Source organism: Paenibacillus sp. FSL H8-0457, assembly GCF_038051935.1.
Lineage (GTDB): Bacteria > Bacillota > Bacilli > Paenibacillales > Paenibacillaceae > Paenibacillus_AQ > Paenibacillus_AQ lautus_A.
Genome location: NZ_CP150293.1, coordinates 4,075,384 through 4,092,936 on the forward strand (window position 1 = coordinate 4,075,384; position 17,553 = coordinate 4,092,936).

At 50.9% G+C, this 17,553-nt stretch carries 15 protein-coding genes; 1 reads left to right on the top strand and 14 read right to left on the bottom strand.

What is annotated here, in order from left to right:
- Window positions 1-110: 110 nt before the first annotated feature.
- The 5 genes from cydC to MHI43_RS17920 form a co-directional block, all read right to left on the bottom strand.
- A complete protein-coding gene (gene cydC, locus MHI43_RS17900; protein ID WP_036660763.1) occupies window positions 111-1,832 on the bottom strand; it encodes a thiol reductant ABC exporter subunit CydC in 1,722 nt (573 codons plus the stop codon).
- Window positions 1,829-3,649 (bottom strand): thiol reductant ABC exporter subunit CydD, encoded by a 1,821-nt coding sequence (gene cydD / locus MHI43_RS17905; RefSeq protein WP_036660764.1) that lies wholly within the window; start codon window positions 3,647-3,649, stop codon window positions 1,829-1,831. The genes cydC and cydD overlap by 4 nt, the downstream gene beginning before the upstream one ends.
- Window positions 3,650-3,704: 55 nt before the next feature.
- Window positions 3,705-4,721 carry a cytochrome d ubiquinol oxidase subunit II gene (locus MHI43_RS17910; protein ID WP_009592515.1) on the bottom strand — a complete coding sequence of 339 codons (1,017 nt, stop codon included), beginning with the start codon at window positions 4,719-4,721 and terminating at the stop codon, window positions 3,705-3,707.
- A gap of 6 nt (window positions 4,722-4,727) precedes the next feature.
- Window positions 4,728-6,083, bottom strand: a complete 1,356-nt coding sequence (locus tag MHI43_RS17915; protein WP_036660765.1) for a cytochrome ubiquinol oxidase subunit I — start codon at window positions 6,081-6,083, stop codon at window positions 4,728-4,730.
- Between the two features lie 343 nt (window positions 6,084-6,426).
- On the bottom strand, window positions 6,427-6,855 hold the full coding sequence (locus MHI43_RS17920; protein ID WP_036661023.1) for a disulfide oxidoreductase: 429 nt from the start codon (window positions 6,853-6,855) through the stop codon (window positions 6,427-6,429).
- A 365-nt stretch (window positions 6,856-7,220) separates the two neighbouring features.
- Here MHI43_RS17920 and MHI43_RS17925 point away from each other — a divergent pair, with 365 nt between their 5' ends.
- Complete coding sequence (locus MHI43_RS17925; RefSeq protein ID WP_036660766.1) at window positions 7,221-7,628, top strand: FixH family protein; 408 nt, start codon at window positions 7,221-7,223, stop codon at window positions 7,626-7,628.
- Between the two features lie 7 nt (window positions 7,629-7,635).
- Here MHI43_RS17925 and MHI43_RS17930 read toward each other — a convergent pair whose 3' ends face one another.
- From MHI43_RS17930 to MHI43_RS17970, 9 genes are all read right to left on the bottom strand, one after another.
- Complete coding sequence (locus tag MHI43_RS17930) at window positions 7,636-8,322, bottom strand: sulfite exporter TauE/SafE family protein (protein ID WP_036660768.1); 687 nt, start codon at window positions 8,320-8,322, stop codon at window positions 7,636-7,638.
- Window positions 8,313-10,523, bottom strand: a complete 2,211-nt coding sequence (locus MHI43_RS17935) for a cation-translocating P-type ATPase (RefSeq protein WP_036660770.1) — start codon at window positions 10,521-10,523, stop codon at window positions 8,313-8,315. Before MHI43_RS17935 ends, MHI43_RS17930 begins: the two co-directional genes overlap by 10 nt.
- Before the next feature lie 271 nt (window positions 10,524-10,794).
- Window positions 10,795-11,691: an effector binding domain-containing protein gene (locus MHI43_RS17940; protein WP_015735735.1), complete on the bottom strand. Its 897-nt coding sequence runs from the start codon at window positions 11,689-11,691 to the stop codon at window positions 10,795-10,797.
- A gap of 109 nt (window positions 11,692-11,800) precedes the next feature.
- Window positions 11,801-12,169: an iron chaperone gene (locus MHI43_RS17945; RefSeq protein WP_015735736.1), complete on the bottom strand. Its 369-nt coding sequence runs from the start codon at window positions 12,167-12,169 to the stop codon at window positions 11,801-11,803.
- Window positions 12,170-12,289: 120 nt separating this feature from the next.
- The gene (locus MHI43_RS17950; protein ID WP_036660772.1) at window positions 12,290-12,997 is read right to left on the bottom strand and encodes an FAD-dependent oxidoreductase; all 708 of its coding nucleotides are present in this window, start codon (window positions 12,995-12,997) and stop codon (window positions 12,290-12,292) included.
- A gap of 14 nt (window positions 12,998-13,011) precedes the next feature.
- Window positions 13,012-15,267 carry an excinuclease ABC subunit UvrA gene (locus MHI43_RS17955; RefSeq protein ID WP_036660774.1) on the bottom strand — a complete coding sequence of 752 codons (2,256 nt, stop codon included), beginning with the start codon at window positions 15,265-15,267 and terminating at the stop codon, window positions 13,012-13,014.
- 170 nt (window positions 15,268-15,437) lie between these two features.
- Complete coding sequence (locus MHI43_RS17960; protein ID WP_036660776.1) at window positions 15,438-15,836, bottom strand: SRPBCC domain-containing protein; 399 nt, start codon at window positions 15,834-15,836, stop codon at window positions 15,438-15,440.
- Entirely contained in the window at window positions 15,833-16,162 is a 330-nt protein-coding gene (locus MHI43_RS17965; protein WP_036660777.1) for a metalloregulator ArsR/SmtB family transcription factor, read from the bottom strand. The genes MHI43_RS17960 and MHI43_RS17965 overlap by 4 nt, the downstream gene beginning before the upstream one ends.
- Before the next feature lie 394 nt (window positions 16,163-16,556).
- On the bottom strand, window positions 16,557-17,333 hold the full coding sequence (locus MHI43_RS17970) for a TerC family protein (RefSeq protein ID WP_009592465.1): 777 nt from the start codon (window positions 17,331-17,333) through the stop codon (window positions 16,557-16,559).
- Window positions 17,334-17,553: the final 220 nt, after the last annotated feature.

The following is a 17,553-nucleotide window of genomic DNA, read 5'->3' on the forward strand; positions in this document are numbered from 1 at the left end:
ATCGGCTGTGCTTCTGATGTTTACTTAGTGAATTGGAGTTGATCAATTTTGCTTGTCTTATATGTCGGTGACGCGAAGGTAGAAATTCACCCGACACTTCAATGGCAAGATCAGGCTTCGCCTATCATTTGCCGCTCAATTTGTTTCATCTCATAGAAGTAGCCCTTTTGCTCCATCAGCTGCGAATACGTGCCTGCTTCCATGATTCTGCCTTGAACCATGACCACGATCCGGTCCATTTCTTCCAAGCCGGTCAGCCGATGGCATATGAGAATAAGCGTATCATCCTGCGCTTGCGCCAGCAATTGACTGAAAACGCGCTGCTCGGTGATGTAATCCAGTGAAGACGTCGGTTCGTCCAAAAGCCACAAACGCCCTTTCCGGAGCATGGCACGCGCCAAGGCCAGCCGTTGCTTTTCTCCGTCGGACAAGTTCTCGCCCTTCTCATATACCGCAGCGTCCAGAGATTGATTCGGCAGTTGGACTTTATCCAGTATAGCGGACAACTCATGGTCGTCGTGATGTTCGGCATCCAGCAGCAGGTTGTCTCGAATGGTTCCCCGGAAGAAATGACTGTGCTGAAGCACTACATTCGACGCTTGCCAAATGCTCGCTTCATCCAATTCCTGAATCGAAACATCATGCAAACGAATCTCACCGCTTGTCGGGGTACGCAGCTTGAGCAGCAATTCGACGATCGTTGATTTCCCTGACCCGCTCGGCCCGACAATGGCCGTTTTGGAACCAGCGGGAAAATGGAGGGATACGTTTTGGAGTGCAGGACGCCATTCGTCTTCATATTGGAACGAAACCCCGCGCAGCTCCACCGAAACGGCTTCGTTGACGGGTAGAATGCCGCTCGGCTGCGGCGACATCACATCGGCAGCATGAACGATTTCCGCGAGCCGCTTGGCCGCGTGCTCGCTGTCCTGCTTATAAGCCGGCAGCGTGGCCATTGGCGCCGCCTCTTCGAACACCGTAAGCGAAGCCATGACCAGCATGGCGAGAAACACGCCGGCAAGGGAGCCGTCCATAATCAGATAAGCACCGAGAATCAGCACGCCCCAAGAAATGAGATACGTCACAAAAGTATGCAGCGATTGCCCTCGCAGCAGGTGCACGGCAGATGCCTGCTGCTCCGCTGATAAAACTGCCGAGGCATGCTGAAGCAGCTTCTCTCGCTGCTTCAGCTGCCCATATACTTTTAAATCACGGAACCCGTAGAGCAGTTCGGTCACTTCCGTGGAAAATGCGGCCCGCTGCCGGCGAACGCGACCATGAATTCTTCTCTGTCCAAGCAATACCAGCGCTGGAACCACAAAAGCCGTTGCCAGCATCCCCGCCACAAACAAACAGGCAATCCAGATCGAGAAAGCGGAAGTAAACAACACCGTCGCCAAAAACACCATAACAACGATGATAGGCGGATAAGCAACGCGCAAAAAATAATGCTGCAAGCTTTCTACATCCCCTACGATCCGCGCGAGCAGCTCACCGCTCCGCTTCTTGCCCAGTATCCCTGGCGTTAACGGAACAAGCTTGGCAAAAAAAGACGTGCGCAAACGGCTGAGCAGAGAAAACGTCGCCCGATGGGAATACAAACGTTCTGCATAGCGGCTGGCCGCCCGCAGCAGACCGAGGATTTTCACCAGAGACGTCAACACAATCAAGGTATAAAGCGGCGGAGCAAATACCGTCTGCGAAATGAGATATCCGCTAAGTGAAAAGAGACATACACCTGCGATGCCTGCCACGAATCCGCCGATGATGGCCATGGCAATATCCTTGCGTTCCTCAATCATCGCTTTTGTTAGAATTGCCAGCTCATTCATGCGAACCTCCCTTTCCGATGGGCATCCACCATTTCGGCATATTGCGGCAGCCGAACAAGAAGCTCTTCATGGCGCCCGCAGCCAAGCAGGGCTCCGTTGTCCATAAACAGGATCTTGTCGGCATCTTTTATCGTATACAAGCGGTGCGCAACGGTAATCATGGTCGCTTGGCTTGCAAGCTCGGCAATGGACAGCTGCAGCACGCGTTCGGTGTGGAGATCCAATCCCACCGTGGGCTCATCAAACAAAATGACGGCAGGCCGCTTCAAAAAAGCGCGCGCCAGCGCAAGCCGCTGCTTCTCGCCGCCTGACAACCCCCTGCCCCCTTCGCCGACGAAGGTGTCATAGCCCTGCTCGAGCTCGGCTGCAACCGCAGCAAGTCCGGCAGCTTCAGCCGCCTGCTCGACGTCATTTCTAGAGACATCCCTGCCCGCGCCAATCGCAATATTCTCGGCAAACGTGCCGGCAAAGATATATGGATGCTGGGTAATGTAGCTGACATGATCAAACCATGGAGCCTCATCGTCTGAATTAAGTGCCCTTCCGTTCACCAGCACTTCACCTGATACCGGCTTCAGCAGCCCGGCCACGAGATGCAGCAAGGTTGTTTTGCCGGATCCGCTTTTACCGACAATCGCAATATGCTCCCCTGGTCCAAACGATGCGGAACCCACCGCAAGCTCGAAGGAATCCGGCGCATACTGAAACCGGATGTCCCTCAGCTCGATGGTCGGGGGCATTTGAATGAACCCCCCACCGGCTGTCCCTGGCTTGTCCACTGCAGTCGTCCAATCTAACTCGCCTGTTCCCTCCCTATGATCAGTACCCTCACGTCGAGAGGTTGCCGCTTCTTCATCCTGAGTTTCCTCAAGCATCTCTTCCACCTTACGGATCGCCCCCATACTGGTGCGGCCCCCGTGAAAGGCGGTTCCCGTGTTTTTTAACAAACTGTAAAACTCGGGCACCAGCAGCAGGATCAAAAAGGCGGTGTGGAAGGAAAGCGATTTGAAGACCAGGAGCTGAAGCGCCAGCTCAAGCGCAACGATACCAATGCCGAGCATGACGATGGATTCCAGCATGAAGGTGTTGGTGAACGCAATTCGCAAAATGTCCATCGTCGCATCCCGGTACCCCAGGCTGCTGCGTTCGATGTCCTGCTGATGATGGCGAGCACGGCCGAAGAGTTTCAGCGATACGAGTCCTTGCAGAGAGTCGAGAAACGTGCCGGAAAATTCGGCCAACTGCGCGAATTTCTCCTCCGATTTGTTCTTCGTTTTGAGCCCCACCAATACCATGAATATCGGGATAAAGGGAGCGGTAACCAGCATAATGAACCCGGAATTCATATGCTGCGTAAATACAACGGCTAAGATTAAAATAGGAATGATGGCAGCTTCCATCATTCGCGGCACATACTGGCTGAAATAACTGTCCGCCTCATCCACGGCATCCAGCGCCACGCTCACCTTTCCGCCTGTTTGCCCGCGAAGCGCCATCGGCATGGAAGCCTTGGTCAGCTTTCGCAGCACGGCCGCCCGCATATCCGTTTTGGCCCGGGCAGCCATCTTCAAACCGATTCGTCCATTGCCATACGACAGCAGCGTACGCGCAGCCATGACGCCCAGCAGAATAACAAGAATGACGGCAACCGACGACAACGAAGCACGCTGCACAAATATCTTCTCCACCGATTCCGCGAGCAGCACGGCCTGGCCCACGATGGCGGCACCGAGCGCAAGCGACACGCCCCCCAGGAGAACAAGGGGTTTTCTTTGCGCCGACATTTGCTGGGAGATCAGTCCCGTTTTTTTCTTCATGATGACGCCCCTCCTTTAAGGCCGACCTCTGTATGTGATTTCACAACGCATCGGTTTATTTTTTGCCTTTTACATAATCCGCATCAAACAGGAATAGCCTGAAGACCAGGATAAGGGACGGAATCAGCAGACACAGTCCGCCGATAAAGGCGATCACCAGCGCAACGCCCATCGACTCATGCGTGGCACCGCTTTGAATGGTAATATACGGATCCAGAATATACGGATATTGTCCGATGCCATAAGCAAAAAAAGCACAGAAAAACTGAAGCATCACGCAAATAAAGGCCAGTCCGTAGCGCCGCCCGCTGTATAGAAGCCATACGGATATCATGAAAAAACCAACGGAAAGCGCCAGCAGCCACCATAAGTCCATCATGTTTTGAAAATGCCGCTCATTATGTTGAGAGAGATAAATGAATGCCGTTAGCGCGGCAATGATGGTTGGCATGCTCCAGAACAGGGCATAGGTCCGCATCAGCTTGAGCGCAGGCTGGTCGTCCGCCCGGGAAGCGTAATAAGACAAGAACGAACCACTGATAAACAGCACCGATACAATGGCCAATGCGACGATGCTCCACGACAACGGGCTTGTCATCAGCGACAAGTACTCTAAAGAAACGGCCCCGCCTTCCTCCACGATAAAGCCGCCCTCGGAAAGGGTCAGTGCCACCGACAACGATGCCGGGATCAGCAATCCCGTGGCCCCGTATAAAAACAGATACACGATGTTTTCTTTGGAGCCGTAGTTCTCAAACGCGTAAAAGGACCCGCGAATGGCCAGCAGAATGACGGCGATGCTTCCCGGCACAAGCAGCGCAGAACCATAATAATAGGCCGTATCGGGAAAAAAACCGACGATGCCAACGAAGAAAAAGACAAAGAACACATTCGTGATCTCCCAGACCGGCGACAAATAACGAGAGATCAAACGATTGAGCAGATGGTCCTGCTTCGTCAAGCGGGCATAGAAGGCAAAAAATCCGGCGCCGTAATCGATGGAGGCCACGATCAAATAGCCGTACAAAAACAGCCAAAGCACGGAGATGCCTATCAACTCGTAACTGATCATAACGGCTCACCCTTTTTCCATGGAATGAATTTGCTTCTCTTTGGACAGTTCTTCAAGCTCGGCTTCTGCCGGCTTGTTACGGAATAAGCGCCGCAGCACAAAAATACACATGACGCCCAGCACGATATACAGAAGGAGGAAAAGGAAAAAGAGAACCCTCACATTCGGCGAGGAGGTGGCAGCTTCCTCAACCCGCATGTATCCGCGGATAATCCACGGCTGTCTACCGACTTCGGCATAGAACCAGCCCAGCTCTACCCCTAAGAACGCCAGCGGCGCGCTAAGAACAATGGCCCGAAGCAGCCACTTGTTGAGCTCGTTCCGTTTCTTCCACATCACGAACAAGAAATACAAGAACGCAACGCCGAGCATCACAAAGCCGATGCCGGCCATCATATCAAACAAATAATGCACGAGCAGCGGAGGTCGCTCATCGAGCGGAAACTCCTCCAGCCCCTTCACCTCGGCATTAAAGTCGCCAAAGGCCAGGAAGCTGAGCGCCTTCGGAATGTGAAGAGCCCCCATGACCTTCTGCTCGGCGTTCAGCCATCCCAACAGGATCAAATCCGCGCCGCGTTCCGTTTCAAAATGCCACTCTGCGGCCGCCAGCTTCTCCGGTTGATGCTCCGCCAAAAACTTTGCGGACATATCGCCGGCAATAGTGGTCAGCAAACTGAAGACCAGCACCGCGCCCATCATCAGCTTCAACGCTTTTTTGTAATACGCCGACGCTCCTTTTCTGAGGATAATATAAGCCGCAATGCCCGCCAGCAGGGCTGCCCCCGTCAAGTAGGCCGAGGATAATACATGGAACACCTTGGAGGGCGTTGCTGCATTAAACATCGCCTGCAGCGGATCAACCGCCGTAAAGTGACCGGCTTCCATAACAAAGCCGTCAGGCTGATTCATAAAACCGTTCACCGACGTGATAAAAAATGCGGACATGCTTGCGCCGGCTACAATGGGTAACGTTAGCAGCCAGTGAACATACGGATTGCGGAAGCGATCCCACGTGTACAAATAAATGCCGAGGAAAATGGCTTCAAAAAAGAAAGCAAAAACCTCCATGAATAATGGAAGAGCGATCACGTTTCCTGCCAACTGCATAAAGTTCGGCCATACCAATGCCAGCTGCAGGGCAATCGCCGTTCCGGTTACAACGCCGACGGCCACGGAAATGACAAATCCTCTCGTCCATCTCTTGGCCATCAGAATGTAGTGCGCATCCTTCTTTCTTATGCCGACGAATTCGGCAATTGCAATCATTAATGGAACACCGACGCCGACCGTGGCGAATATGACATGAAATGCCAAGGTTAACCCTGTTAACCATCTGCTCCACAGCACCGTATCTACGACCATGCCAGAATGTCTCCTTTCAAACGCAATTCATTCGAATCGGGTCAGACCCTAACCTATACTTACCCGATATTCAAAGGCTATTATAACGAAGCATGATCACAATTGAATCACATCAGCGCTCCGTTCATGAAAGGATCGAATCTTTCTGACATCTCGGTGAAAAACAAGAAAACCACTCGTTCGAGCCATTGCATTGTCAGACGATACATGGTATTCGCGGCAGTGGCATATAACCGAAAAAGAACCCCATTTCTAGCCCATGAGCGGATCAAGAAACGGGGTTCTTACAACTACAATTCTATTTGTGATGACGGATAACCATCCACCTGTTGATGTTACAAATTCATGCTTGAGCGGCTTCTTGTTTCTGCGAACGCTTAGCCTGTAACAATGCAAAGGTTATGAGTATAAATGCTGCGAGTGCCAGCATCGGGATGGTCAACCAACCGAACCAATTCAAGTAGTCGTCCATACAGGACACCGGCCCGCATGCCGCCGCGCTCAGATCGTGCGGAAGTTTTTGGATGATGATATGGTATGTCGATATCCCTCCCCCAATGAGGATCAGTGGCAGGACGTACGGGACGATATCTGTCTTTTGCCGGTACGCTGCGATTCCCAGCACAATGACTAACGGATACATGAAAATCCTTTGGTACCAGCATAAGACGCAAGGCGTAAAATGCCAAACTTCACTTAGAAACAAACTTCCGCTAGTGGCCACTGTGGCGACCGTCCATGCAAAAAACAACCAGACTCCGGTTTTGTTCATGGTTTCAAACTTCGTCCCTTCTATTGGTGTTTCGACATCATATCGAAATGAATGTATCTTATGGTCTGCGACTCGGTCCCACACTTCCTTCGAGCTGATGACATTTCTCATTTTCGCTTAATTATAAATATAATAAAATGGCTCCTTTGGGCTATAAGCTGCTCTGGCCAGCTTGTTCTGCGAATGGACACATCATGTTAACGTATCAAGTAAACCAGCGAATAAAAAAAAGATTTTGCCGCTGATAGGGACAAAATCTTTTATGGTTTGTACACTCCATTGAAGAATACCCACTTTGCATGTTCTGAGCTTTTGTTACATACCTATGAGGGAAACTTATGCATTCAGGTGAAGGAAGGGATAGAATGAAGACCAGATGGGGGATTGCTCTGCTGCTGATCTGCACGATCGCGGCCATCCTGATGTTTCGACAGGTTCAGGATCGTACTCCAACGGAGGATCTTTATACCGATGGACAGCTGCGTATGGAAATCCAAACCGTTTCGTCTGCTGCTGAACCCATGCAGGAAACCGTTTTTGAGCTCTTCGTGACCGAGCTTCCCGAGAAGCCGATTACCGATGCTGACGTTGAACTTCACATCGCGATGCCGGATATGTTTTGCGGCGTGTTCCCCGCAAAGGTCGTCGAATCCAAGCCAGGCGTTTACAGCGCGACGGCAATCCCTGTGATGCAAGGCCTCTGGGAGGCCGAAGCCGTTCTGCGTTGGGAAGATCGCCATGTCAAAGTAAGGACGTTGTTCAAAGTTCGCTGAGCCCCTGTTACCATAGCCACGGGTGAATGCCCGGTATCCATCCATTGGCGCTTAGTCCTTTTAAAATAGACAGGATTCCCATCAGGAAAGCTAAAAATCCGCCGAATTTGCGCATGCCCCTGCGCCATTTTTTCGTCAGGCTGCCGGCAGACATCGCCACCACGAACAAGATCGGAAATGTCGCAAGTCCAAACACCAGCATAATCATAATACCTTCCAGGCCGGAACCGGATGCCGCTGCATTCATCTGCATCGCGTAAGTCAAGCCGCATGGAAGAAAACCAAGCAGAATGCCGGTTAAAAAAGTCGCAAGCATCTCATAACGCTGACCAAGCCGTGCCAGTTTCGCTTGAAAAAAGGGATGTCTCGGCAGATGAGCGTTATATATGGGCAATGTGTAGCGGCGAAAGGTCCAGAGCAGAATGAGCATTCCTCCAATGATGCTGGCTGCTCCTTGGAAACCGACAAAGCTGCCGGCCACATCCAGGAAGGAGCCCACCACTCCCATAAAACCGCCAATGGCCATATAGGTGATAACTCTGCCCGCATTGTAGGCCAATACGGATTTCAGCGGAGAGCCTTGGTTTCCAAGTGCCAGAGAAGAAACGATTCCCCCGCACATGACCAGACAATGCGGCGCCCCCATTAATCCTGCCAATGCCACTAACGGTAATCCGCTTCCGGTCAAGGCCATGCTCTCGCCCCCCGTTTTCCCCACAGCTGGAGCCGCAGCGAGTTACCGACAACGAGCAGCGAGCTTGCCGCCATTCCAATACATGCAATGCGCGGGTCCAAATAACCGAATGCAGCCAAAGGTACGGTCAGGACGTTATATAATAGTGCAAAGACTAGATTCTGATGAACATTCCGCATCGTATAACGACTCCAGGTGTAGGCTTCCGGAATTCGGGATAGCCTGCTTCCGATCAGGACGACGTCTCCTGCCTGTTTGGCTGCATCCGTTCCACCGCCCATGGCGATGCCGACATCGGCGGCGGCCAGCGCAGCCGCATCATTGATGCCGTCGCCGACCATGGCCACGGAACGACCTTGCTGCTGAAGCTCGCGTATGAACGCAAGCTTTTGTTCAGGAAGCATGCCGGCGCGTACCAGCTCAATGCCTGTCGCGGCAGCCACGGTCAGCGCTGTTCGCTCCTCATCGCCAGTTACCATCCACACTTCGGCTTTTTGCTTCAGCTCATGCACGACGCCTCGCGCATCCCGTCTGAGTTTGTCAGCCATATCAAACGTACCGATCCATGTCCCGTTCATGGCTATATAAAGTCTTATATGACCGGAGGCCGCTTCCTGATGTAATCCAAACCTCTTTTCCTCCGAAAAGCGAATGCCCATTTCCTCCAGCCATTTCCGGTTCCCCACGCATACGTTGTTTCCTTCCACATCGCCTTCCATTCCCTTTCCCGGCCGTTCGTGGAACGAGGCTGCTTCCGGAATGGGGACCTGTTGGTCTTTCGCCGCTTTCACAATGGCTTGCGCCAGTGGATGCATGGACAGAGAAGCTAGAGCCGAGGTCAGGCGAAGTACGTCTGCGTCACGTTGTCCAGCCGTTTGGATGGCAACAAGCTGCGGCAAGCCTTCGGTCAGCGTTCCCGTCTTATCCAGCAATACGACATCGATTTGCCGCAACCTTTCCAAGGAGCGCGCCTCTTTGAACAGAATGCCCTTTTGGGCAGATGATCCGGTTGCAATCAGGATGGAAATCGGGGTTGCCAGTCCAAGCGCACAAGGGCAAGCGACCAGTAAAACAGATAACGCGTGACGCATTGCGGTTTCAGAGAGATCAGGGCCATGGGAAAACAATAGCCATCCTGCAAATGTTACCGCCGCACAGCCCAGCATAACCGGTACAAAAACCGCCGCAATGCGGTCAACCGTTCTTTGAATGGCCGGTTTGCTCTGCTGCGCGGCTTCGATCAGTGCAATCATCTGGGAAAGTCGGGTTTCCTTATGCTTCTTATCGACCATGATATGCAGACTCCCGACCAAACAACGGGTTCCGGCATATACGCGGTCTCCGCTGCATTTGGTCACCGCCGTGCTTTCGCCTGTCATCATCGATTCATCCGCATCCGCCGTTCCCGAATGAACCACACCGTCAACGGATATCCATTCTCCGCTCTTCACCATAATGCGGTCCCCTGTTTGTGCCTGATCTGCCGTAATCCATTCTTCGCCATGCTGTCGCAACACCCGAACCAGCTTCACCTGAAGCGAGTATAAGGCACTCAGTTGTTTCAGCGCTTTTCCCTTGGCAATGGTCTCCAGCCACTTGCCTAACAAAACCACGGTCATAATCATGGCAATCGTATCGAAATACAGGGTGGGGTGAGAGGCATCGTGTGCGGCATGAAACATCGCGTAGTGGCTGTAGAAGTAAGCAACGGACGTGCTGATGGCAACCAAGGTATCCATGTTTGCGCTGCGATGGATGAAGGCTTGATAAGCGCCGTAATAAAATGGATAGCCCACGCCAAACTGAAGAAACGTCGCAATCAGGAATTGAAACATGGGCTCCATGAATAAATTCGGCGTCCATGGTTGAAACCACATGAAAATATGGGCCAGCATCGCCCACAAAAGCGGAATGGACAAACACGCAGCGATCGCGAACCGGGTGCGATAGGCGCGAGTTTCGGCTTCTATTCCTGCTTGGGGATGCGAGAGCTTGCCCGTTGCCTTATAGCCGAGCTTTGCAATTTTGGCGGTGATCGCCTGCATTCCAATTTCCCTCGGTTCGTAGTGAACGGTAGCCCGAGACAAAGCCAAACTGACATGAACAGCTTGAACCCCCTTCTCCTTGCGAAGCGCTTTTTCAATTCGGGTTGCACAAGCCGCGCATGTCATACCACTTACTTGTAATTGCTCCAGTTTCATATTCGCTCACCTCCGGCGCTCGTTCATGGGATCGCTCGTCCATAAATTGTATGAAGGTGTTCGAATATTAAGAATAGCTATAAAGAGCCATCCAAATTACACCTGCCCTATCAACATGGCAAAGGCGATCAATCACAAAGACTGGCCGCCATGAAATGATAGCTTTATTGTTCTTGAATCGAAAAAGCCGCGTATTACGCGACTTTTTGAGTCATAATATGTTGTCTCTTCTCGATCCATTATTTCCTTAATGACAGCTTAGAAATTAAATTTAAGCTATCTTTCTTACAGCGAACCATAGTTCAACGTAATTAAGACCGTCTCTACCGCCGTAGATTTCAAATTCCATTCCATCGACTTGTTCATATCCCGCCGTAGGAAGCCACTCTGAGAAGAATCGTCGATATAACGTCTCAATGATCTCATCAAAGCTGTCCCATGTGAATGGATCCGATGAAAAAACAGCCCAAGTATGCGCGGGTATCGTTATGTTTGTGTATCCGTTTGTATCACTGGAGTCACTTTTAAATGCGCACAACATGTACGGAAAAGAGTCATTTTCCGTTTTTCTGTAACTGCAAACCGCATGTACTTTATATAAATCCTTGTTTAAAAAAGAAGGCAAGTCGCCTGCATGGACAGCAAGTCTTTCAACCTCGCCATTAGCATGGCTTTCCTTCCAGAATTCTGCGGGCGAAGCCACCGCTTCGCCATCTCCGTTTATTGGAAACACTCTTTCGATTCCAAAGATCTGTAAGGCTTCCTTCGTTTCAATACGATAATTCATAGCCTCTGCCCCTTTGATTGAAATGAGGAAGGAAATCCGAGGATAGGCCTTTAGAGCGGTCCCTTCTTGACGAGCTATTGCTGGATTGACACCATGCAGCATTTGAAAAGCCCGCGCAAAAGAAACCGGTGATTCATAACCGTATTTCAGGGCAATATCAATGACTTTAGCGTCGCTATTCTGCAATTCAAAAGCCGCAAGGGTGAGACGTCTTCGCCGAATATATTCCGCAAGTGTCACATTCGTTATGAACGAGAACATTCTCTTAAACTGATGTGACGAACAGCAAGCTTTACGAGCCACTTCAGCCAATTCAATTTCTTCGGATAAATTCATCTCGATGTAATCCAATGCCCGATTCATCCTCATAAGCCAATCCATCTGGTTCCCTCCTCTCAACCAAAGTATAGTTTTGCTATGGCATCGCAGCGCAACTATTTGTGCTCAGTAAAGTTTCGTCTACCCGTTTCTACGGGCAGATGCTTTTTTCTCAGCGCCAAAACGTCGTACAGTTTGCCTTATCCAGCATATTAAACTCGATCATTCTCTCCAGCAATGAGAAATCAACCGGACGATCCCACCGAATACGGACAAGCTCCTTGGTGTGATCATAGCCGGCCTGGACGATTTCATCCGAAAATTGATGTATCCCTGCCTTTTCAGGGGCAACCGCCAAGTGAGGTTTGGCTACGCTAAAGCCAATGATAAATGTGCCGTGGTCGGTGAACATTGGCTGATTCCACGCAATTTTAGGAATCAGATTCGGAAATTTCTCAGCGACCCACCCCAAAACTTCTTCGGTTCTCGCCCGATGCTGCGGGTTATCGATTTTCGCTAAAAAATCTGCAAAAACCTCCATGTTGTTTCCTCCTTCTATAAATGACGCCATCCATGTAGCGATAATGCTTAAGCTAGTTCTCTATCCACGATTTCTCTATAATCATGGATTCCGCTCTTTACGATCAGTAAAAATCAATTGCTAATATCCAAAAAAAGCATCCTTTTTGATATTCCGCTTGGACACACCCTTACTTTGCAAGTACGCAGTAACCGACTCCACCATGGATTTCGGCCCAGCGACCAAATACTTGCCATGATCCTTATGCTGGGCGATGAACTTATCGATTTCCTGATCTAAATCATTTCTTGAATCAAGATAAGATACCTGGATCGAAGGATGGCTGGCTATTGCATCAAGTTCATCTTTATATAGATAGGACTTCTTGCTATCCATATAGAGAAGTTGTATGGGTTTCAACTCACCATTCCCGGCTGCCGTTATTTGTTTTAAAATTGACCGAAAAGGCGTCATTCCGATTCCGGCCGCGATCAGGAGCGAGGGACTTTGAGAATCCAAATGAAAGGACCCTACAGGACCGCTCATTTTCATATGCATGCCTGGTTTTAATTCCAGCAGCGCCTTCTTGAATTCGCTCGGGTTATCCCCGATGCGCGTTGTTATGTTAACAACGTTCTCTGTGGGAACAGAACTGATGCTGAATGGCTTTGTAGCATTCTTCATGGTTTTATGCGTAATGCTGAACAAACCGTATTGCCCTGCTTTCCATGTTAAATCTGGTCCTTTTTCGAACGAAAAAGTGTACACGCCTTCCGATTCTTTGCTGCTCTCTATAAATATCAATTCCCGCTTTTGGATTATGGACAGAAAATCTTTAATAAAACCCATGATCTCACCCCTCGTTACATCAAGTATCTTCCCGTAATCGACTGCTCCGCTTGAGTGATCTGCGCCGGCGTGCCCTCAAACACCACTTGTCCGCCCTTGCTGCCTCCGTCCGGTCCCATGTCGATGATCCAGTCCGCTTGGCTGATCACCTCGAGGTTATGCTCGATGACAATTACCGTATTGCCTGCGTCCACAAGACGGTTCATGATCTCCAGCAGGTGGCCGATATCCGACATATGAAGACCGGTGGTCGGCTCGTCCATCACGTAAATGCTGCCTTTCTTATGCAGCTCGCTTGCCAGCTTGATGCGCTGGCACTCCCCGCCCGAGAGCGTGCTGAGCGGCTGGCCGAGCGTAATATAGTTCAATCCCACATCGCTCATGGCCTGAAGCTTGCGAACAACCTCTTTGAGTTCAAAAAAGTCCAGTGCCTGCTCCACCGTCATCTCCAGCACTTCGGCAATCGACTTGCCGTTCAGTTTGTACTCGAGTACCTCATCCTTGAAGCGTCTCCCCCCGCACACATCGCATGGCAGCTTTACGCTGTCGAGGAAGGAAAGGTCCGTATACAATACGCCAAGCCCTTGGCAGTTCTCGCAGGCTCCCTTCGAGTTGAAGCTGAACAAACCCTGGTTCACCTTGTTCGCCGAAGCAAATGCTTTACGAACATCATCCATTATGCCCGTGTAAGTGGCAGGATTCGAGCGCGTGGATACGCCTACCGCCGATTGATCGATGACGATTGCATCCGGATGCTGGCTGAGAAATACTTCGTTGATCAGGGTGCTTTTGCCCGAGCCGGCGACACCCGTAACAACGGTCAGCACTCCGGTCGGAATATCAACGCTCACGTTCATTAGATTGTGCAGTGTGGCATCCTTGATGGGCAGCTTGCCCGATGGCTGCCTGCAGTCGTGCTTCAACTGGAGCGGCCGCTTCATATGGGTCCCTGTTAAAGTAGCAGACTCCAGAAGTCCGGAGTAGCTTCCCTCATATACGATGGTACCGCCGCGGCTGCCGGCGTAAGGCCCAACGTCGACGATATGGTCCGCCACCTTGATCACATCGGGATCATGCTCAACGACAATCACGGTGTTGCCCTTGTCGCACAGCTTCTGAAGCAGTTCATTTAACCTGTGTACATCGCGGGGATGCAAGCCAACGCTGGGCTCGTCGAAGATGTAAGTGACATCCACGAGGCTGCCGCTCAGATGCTTGACCATTTTGACGCGCTGCGACTCGCCGCCCGATAAGGTATCCGTCTCGCGGTCCAGCGTCAAGTAATCCAAGCCGATATCCACCAGATGCTGCAGACGCTCCGTTAACGATTTGATGATCGGTCCCGCGATCGGATCATCGATCTCGCGTATAACGCGGATCAGTTGGCCCACTTCCATGGCGGACATCTCCGCAATGTGGAGTCCATTGATTTTGCAGCTTAGCGTCGCTTGGCTGAGTCTTGCGCCAAGGCAGCTGGGGCACGGACCCTCCGTGATAAATGGCATCACGGCTTTCTGCGTGCGTTCGGACTTCGTTTTCACATCCTGCTTGATGTATTTGTTGGTGAACTTCTCAATGACGCCTTCCACCGTAATGTTCGTTGCCTTACCGGCGAAATCCATCTTCACTTTTCTTGCCTTGGCATACAGGAGATGCTCCAATTCCTCATCGGAATAATCGCTCAGCTTTTTGTCCGGATCAAAATCGCCCGATTGCAGTATCATGTTCCACTCCCAGCCGTTCACCGAATAGTCCGGCAGCATCAACGCGCCTTCATTTAGCGACTTGGTCATGTCCACCGCCTTGCTCATGTCGACGCCAAGTTTGCGACCGATTCCGTTGCATTCCGGGCACATGCCTTGCGGATCGTTGAAGGAGAATAGATGCGCGGGTCCGATATGGGGCTGACCCACTCGGGAGAATAAAAGACGGAGAATGGGAGAAATATCGGTAATGGTGCCCATCGTGGAATGGGAACCGCCGCCAAGCCGCTTCTGATCCACGATAACGGCCATGCTCAGATTCTCGATTGCGTCCGTATCCGGCTGGGGAACGCGGGGCAGGAACGTACGAACGAACATGCTGAAGTTCTCATTCAGCAGTCGCGTGGATTCTGCGGCGATCGTATCGAAGACAATCGACGATTTGCCGGATCCGGATACACCGGTGAAAATCGTGATCTTCCGCTTGGGAATGCGCAGGGATACGTTCTTAAGATTGTTTTCCCTCGCACCCGAGAGCACGATATACTCCTGATTTGTTTCGCTCATGCATAACATCCTTCCGATATGGGTGATTTAAGCAATTTTTCAAATGATTCGTCCAAGACTTAAACCGGCTGCAAGCAGCATGCAGCCGGTGATATCGATGCGGGCCGGCAGGTTCAATGAACGTCCTCTATTCATTTAGCGCTTGGGTGTGGTACGTAATATGGATAGGGTTAATCTGCCAATGCCTTTTCAAGCTTGGCGACCCATGCACTCCATCCATGCTTAGCCCCCTCGAGCCCATGAACGTTGGAAAATCCGATTTGTTCGAGATGGAGGTTAACCTTTCCGCCTCCTAAATCCTGCAGCGTCAAGGTAACCGTATGTCTTTCCTCACCGGTGGCCCAGGTATAGGATAGAAGATTCGGCTCGTCCACGATAAGCACTTCGCCTTCAACAATCCCATCCCACCATTCTGATGGCTCATGGCGAAACTGAAATCGGTGCCCTACGACGGGTTTAAAATCATTTTCCGTGATCCACTTGGTAAGCTGGTTTGAATCCGTGATGGCTAACCACAGCTTCTCGATCGATGTCTTGAACGGAAAATCCATAGACAGTGTTAAGCTCATTCATCTTCCTCCTCTAATAGCTGGCTTAAACGCAGCATGTTGGCATTCCAGTACTTGTTGTAAAAAGACACCCAATCTTGAACCTCTCGGAGTGGCGAGGCGTTAAGCCTGAAACGCGTTTCTCTGCCGACTTTTCGGTCATGTACCAGATCGGCTTCCTTAAGTATTGTTAAATGCTTGGACACCGCAGTACGGCCCATGGGAAACTGTGCCGTTAGCTCATGCAGCGGCAGCTCGTCGGCTTCCGCCAACAGATGGATCAGCTGGCGCCTGGTCGGGTCTGCAATGGCGTTAAACACATCGCGAGACTGGTAGTTCTCGTTCACAACACCCTCTCCTCCATATTACTGCCGAGGGACAGCCGTTCATTTTCCATCCCTATAGAGTGCGGCCCTGCGGACGAGCGTTCGCGGGGCGAGTCCTTGCGAATCGAAGCAGCAAATAAACGGCAAACTTAAAGCCCTTATCCTGCCACGCGTCCATGAAATGGAGTTGTGTCCGTCTGATCAAAGTGTAACCCTATCATGGATAAGCTGTTCCTCGGTGCTGAATTTCTACTTTTTCGATATTTTCAATAATTGGACACCATTTAGTGACATTTTGATTATAGGTCACCATTTGGTGTCATGTCAATCCATCGGGCTCGGGATTTTTATGATCGGAAAAGTATAAAACGAGGCAGTGGAATTCGATTCCACTGCCTCGTTTACTTAGGTCAACCTAAAGCGGATCAGGTTGAGTGTGCCTTTTATTCGAGGGGGCAAACCAACCGAGAAGGGCGATCGCGACCAAGACCCCGTAGAAAACGACGGTCCAGCCTGTGCTGTGCGGGAAATGATGAGCCAACACGCCAATATCTTCATGGGCCAGGGTGATCACAGCGAGCTTGACGCCGACCCATGCCACGATGGCATATGCCGTGGTCTCCAGTGCCGGCCGTTGAGCAAGCAGCTTCACAAACCACGTGGCCGCGAATTTGATCAGGACAAGCCCTGCGATCCCGCCAAGCACGACAACCAGGAATTGTCCTCCGTCCATCCCGCCGAAATCCGGTAGCGGCGAATCCGGGAGGCCCAGTGCCAGAGCCACAGCAGCAAGAATGGAATCAATCGCAAACGCGAGATCCGCAACCGCAATCTTTCCAACGGTCGGCCAAAAGCCTTTTCCCGCGGCATCTTTCTTTATGTCCTCGCGAATATTTTTGTTTTCCTTGCCGAAACGGGCTTTGATGATGTGCTTTAATCCGAGGTATAGGAGATAAGCCGCTCCAATCGCCTGTATTTGCCAGACGTTCGCGATAAACGATATCGCAAACAGGGCGGCGAAGCGAAATACAAAGGCCATGATGATTCCGTAATTGATGGCTTTCTTCTTTTGTTCCTCCGGTAAGTGCTTCGCGATGACCGCCAGCACAAGGGCATTATCCGCCGATAATAAACCTTCCAAACCGATAAGAATCAGTAATGCCCAGGCATACTCCAACCAAAGTGATTCCAACGGTACTTCCCCTCTCTTATGTTAGAATGTTCAGGACCCATTTGTTGCTTTCAAGCTCCACGTTTCAACTAATGAATTTTGATTGCACCGCTGCTCCCTGTCGTTATTACGTTGTCAAGTAATGTCTCGTTTCATTCATTAGGCATCATAATAAAAAAAATTGTATAGATTATGCTATTTTGAAACAAAACGCTTCGCATTATTCGGCAATCCAAAACAC

What these genes read in the sequence shown, in the direction of transcription:
- MHI43_RS17940 (WP_015735735.1), bottom strand. Translation starts at nt 11,691, where the DNA reads ATGGATTGGCTTATGAGGATGAATCGGGCATTGGATTACATCGAGATG.
- MHI43_RS17930 (WP_036660768.1), bottom strand. Translation starts at nt 8,322, where the DNA reads ATGGCCTTGACCGGAAGCGGATTACCGTTAGTGGCATTGGCAGGATTA.
- MHI43_RS17920 (WP_036661023.1), bottom strand. Translation starts at nt 6,855, where the DNA reads ATGAACAAAACCGGAGTCTGGTTGTTTTTTGCATGGACGGTCGCCACA.
- MHI43_RS17910 (WP_009592515.1), bottom strand. Translation starts at nt 4,721, where the DNA reads ATGATCAGTTACGAGTTGATAGGCATCTCCGTGCTTTGGCTGTTTTTG.
- MHI43_RS17955 (WP_036660774.1), bottom strand. Translation starts at nt 15,267, where the DNA reads ATGAGCGAAACAAATCAGGAGTATATCGTGCTCTCGGGTGCGAGGGAA.
- MHI43_RS17950 (WP_036660772.1), bottom strand. Translation starts at nt 12,997, where the DNA reads ATGGGTTTTATTAAAGATTTTCTGTCCATAATCCAAAAGCGGGAATTG.
- MHI43_RS17925 (WP_036660766.1), top strand. Translation starts at nt 7,221, where the DNA reads ATGAAGACCAGATGGGGGATTGCTCTGCTGCTGATCTGCACGATCGCG.
- cydC (WP_036660763.1), bottom strand. Translation starts at nt 1,832, where the DNA reads ATGAATGAGCTGGCAATTCTAACAAAAGCGATGATTGAGGAACGCAAG.
- cydD (WP_036660764.1), bottom strand. Translation starts at nt 3,649, where the DNA reads ATGAAGAAAAAAACGGGACTGATCTCCCAGCAAATGTCGGCGCAAAGA.
- MHI43_RS17915 (WP_036660765.1), bottom strand. Translation starts at nt 6,083, where the DNA reads ATGGTCGTAGATACGGTGCTGTGGAGCAGATGGTTAACAGGGTTAACC.
- MHI43_RS17960 (WP_036660776.1), bottom strand. Translation starts at nt 15,836, where the DNA reads ATGAGCTTAACACTGTCTATGGATTTTCCGTTCAAGACATCGATCGAG.
- MHI43_RS17945 (WP_015735736.1), bottom strand. Translation starts at nt 12,169, where the DNA reads ATGGAGGTTTTTGCAGATTTTTTAGCGAAAATCGATAACCCGCAGCAT.
- MHI43_RS17935 (WP_036660770.1), bottom strand. Translation starts at nt 10,523, where the DNA reads ATGAAACTGGAGCAATTACAAGTAAGTGGTATGACATGCGCGGCTTGT.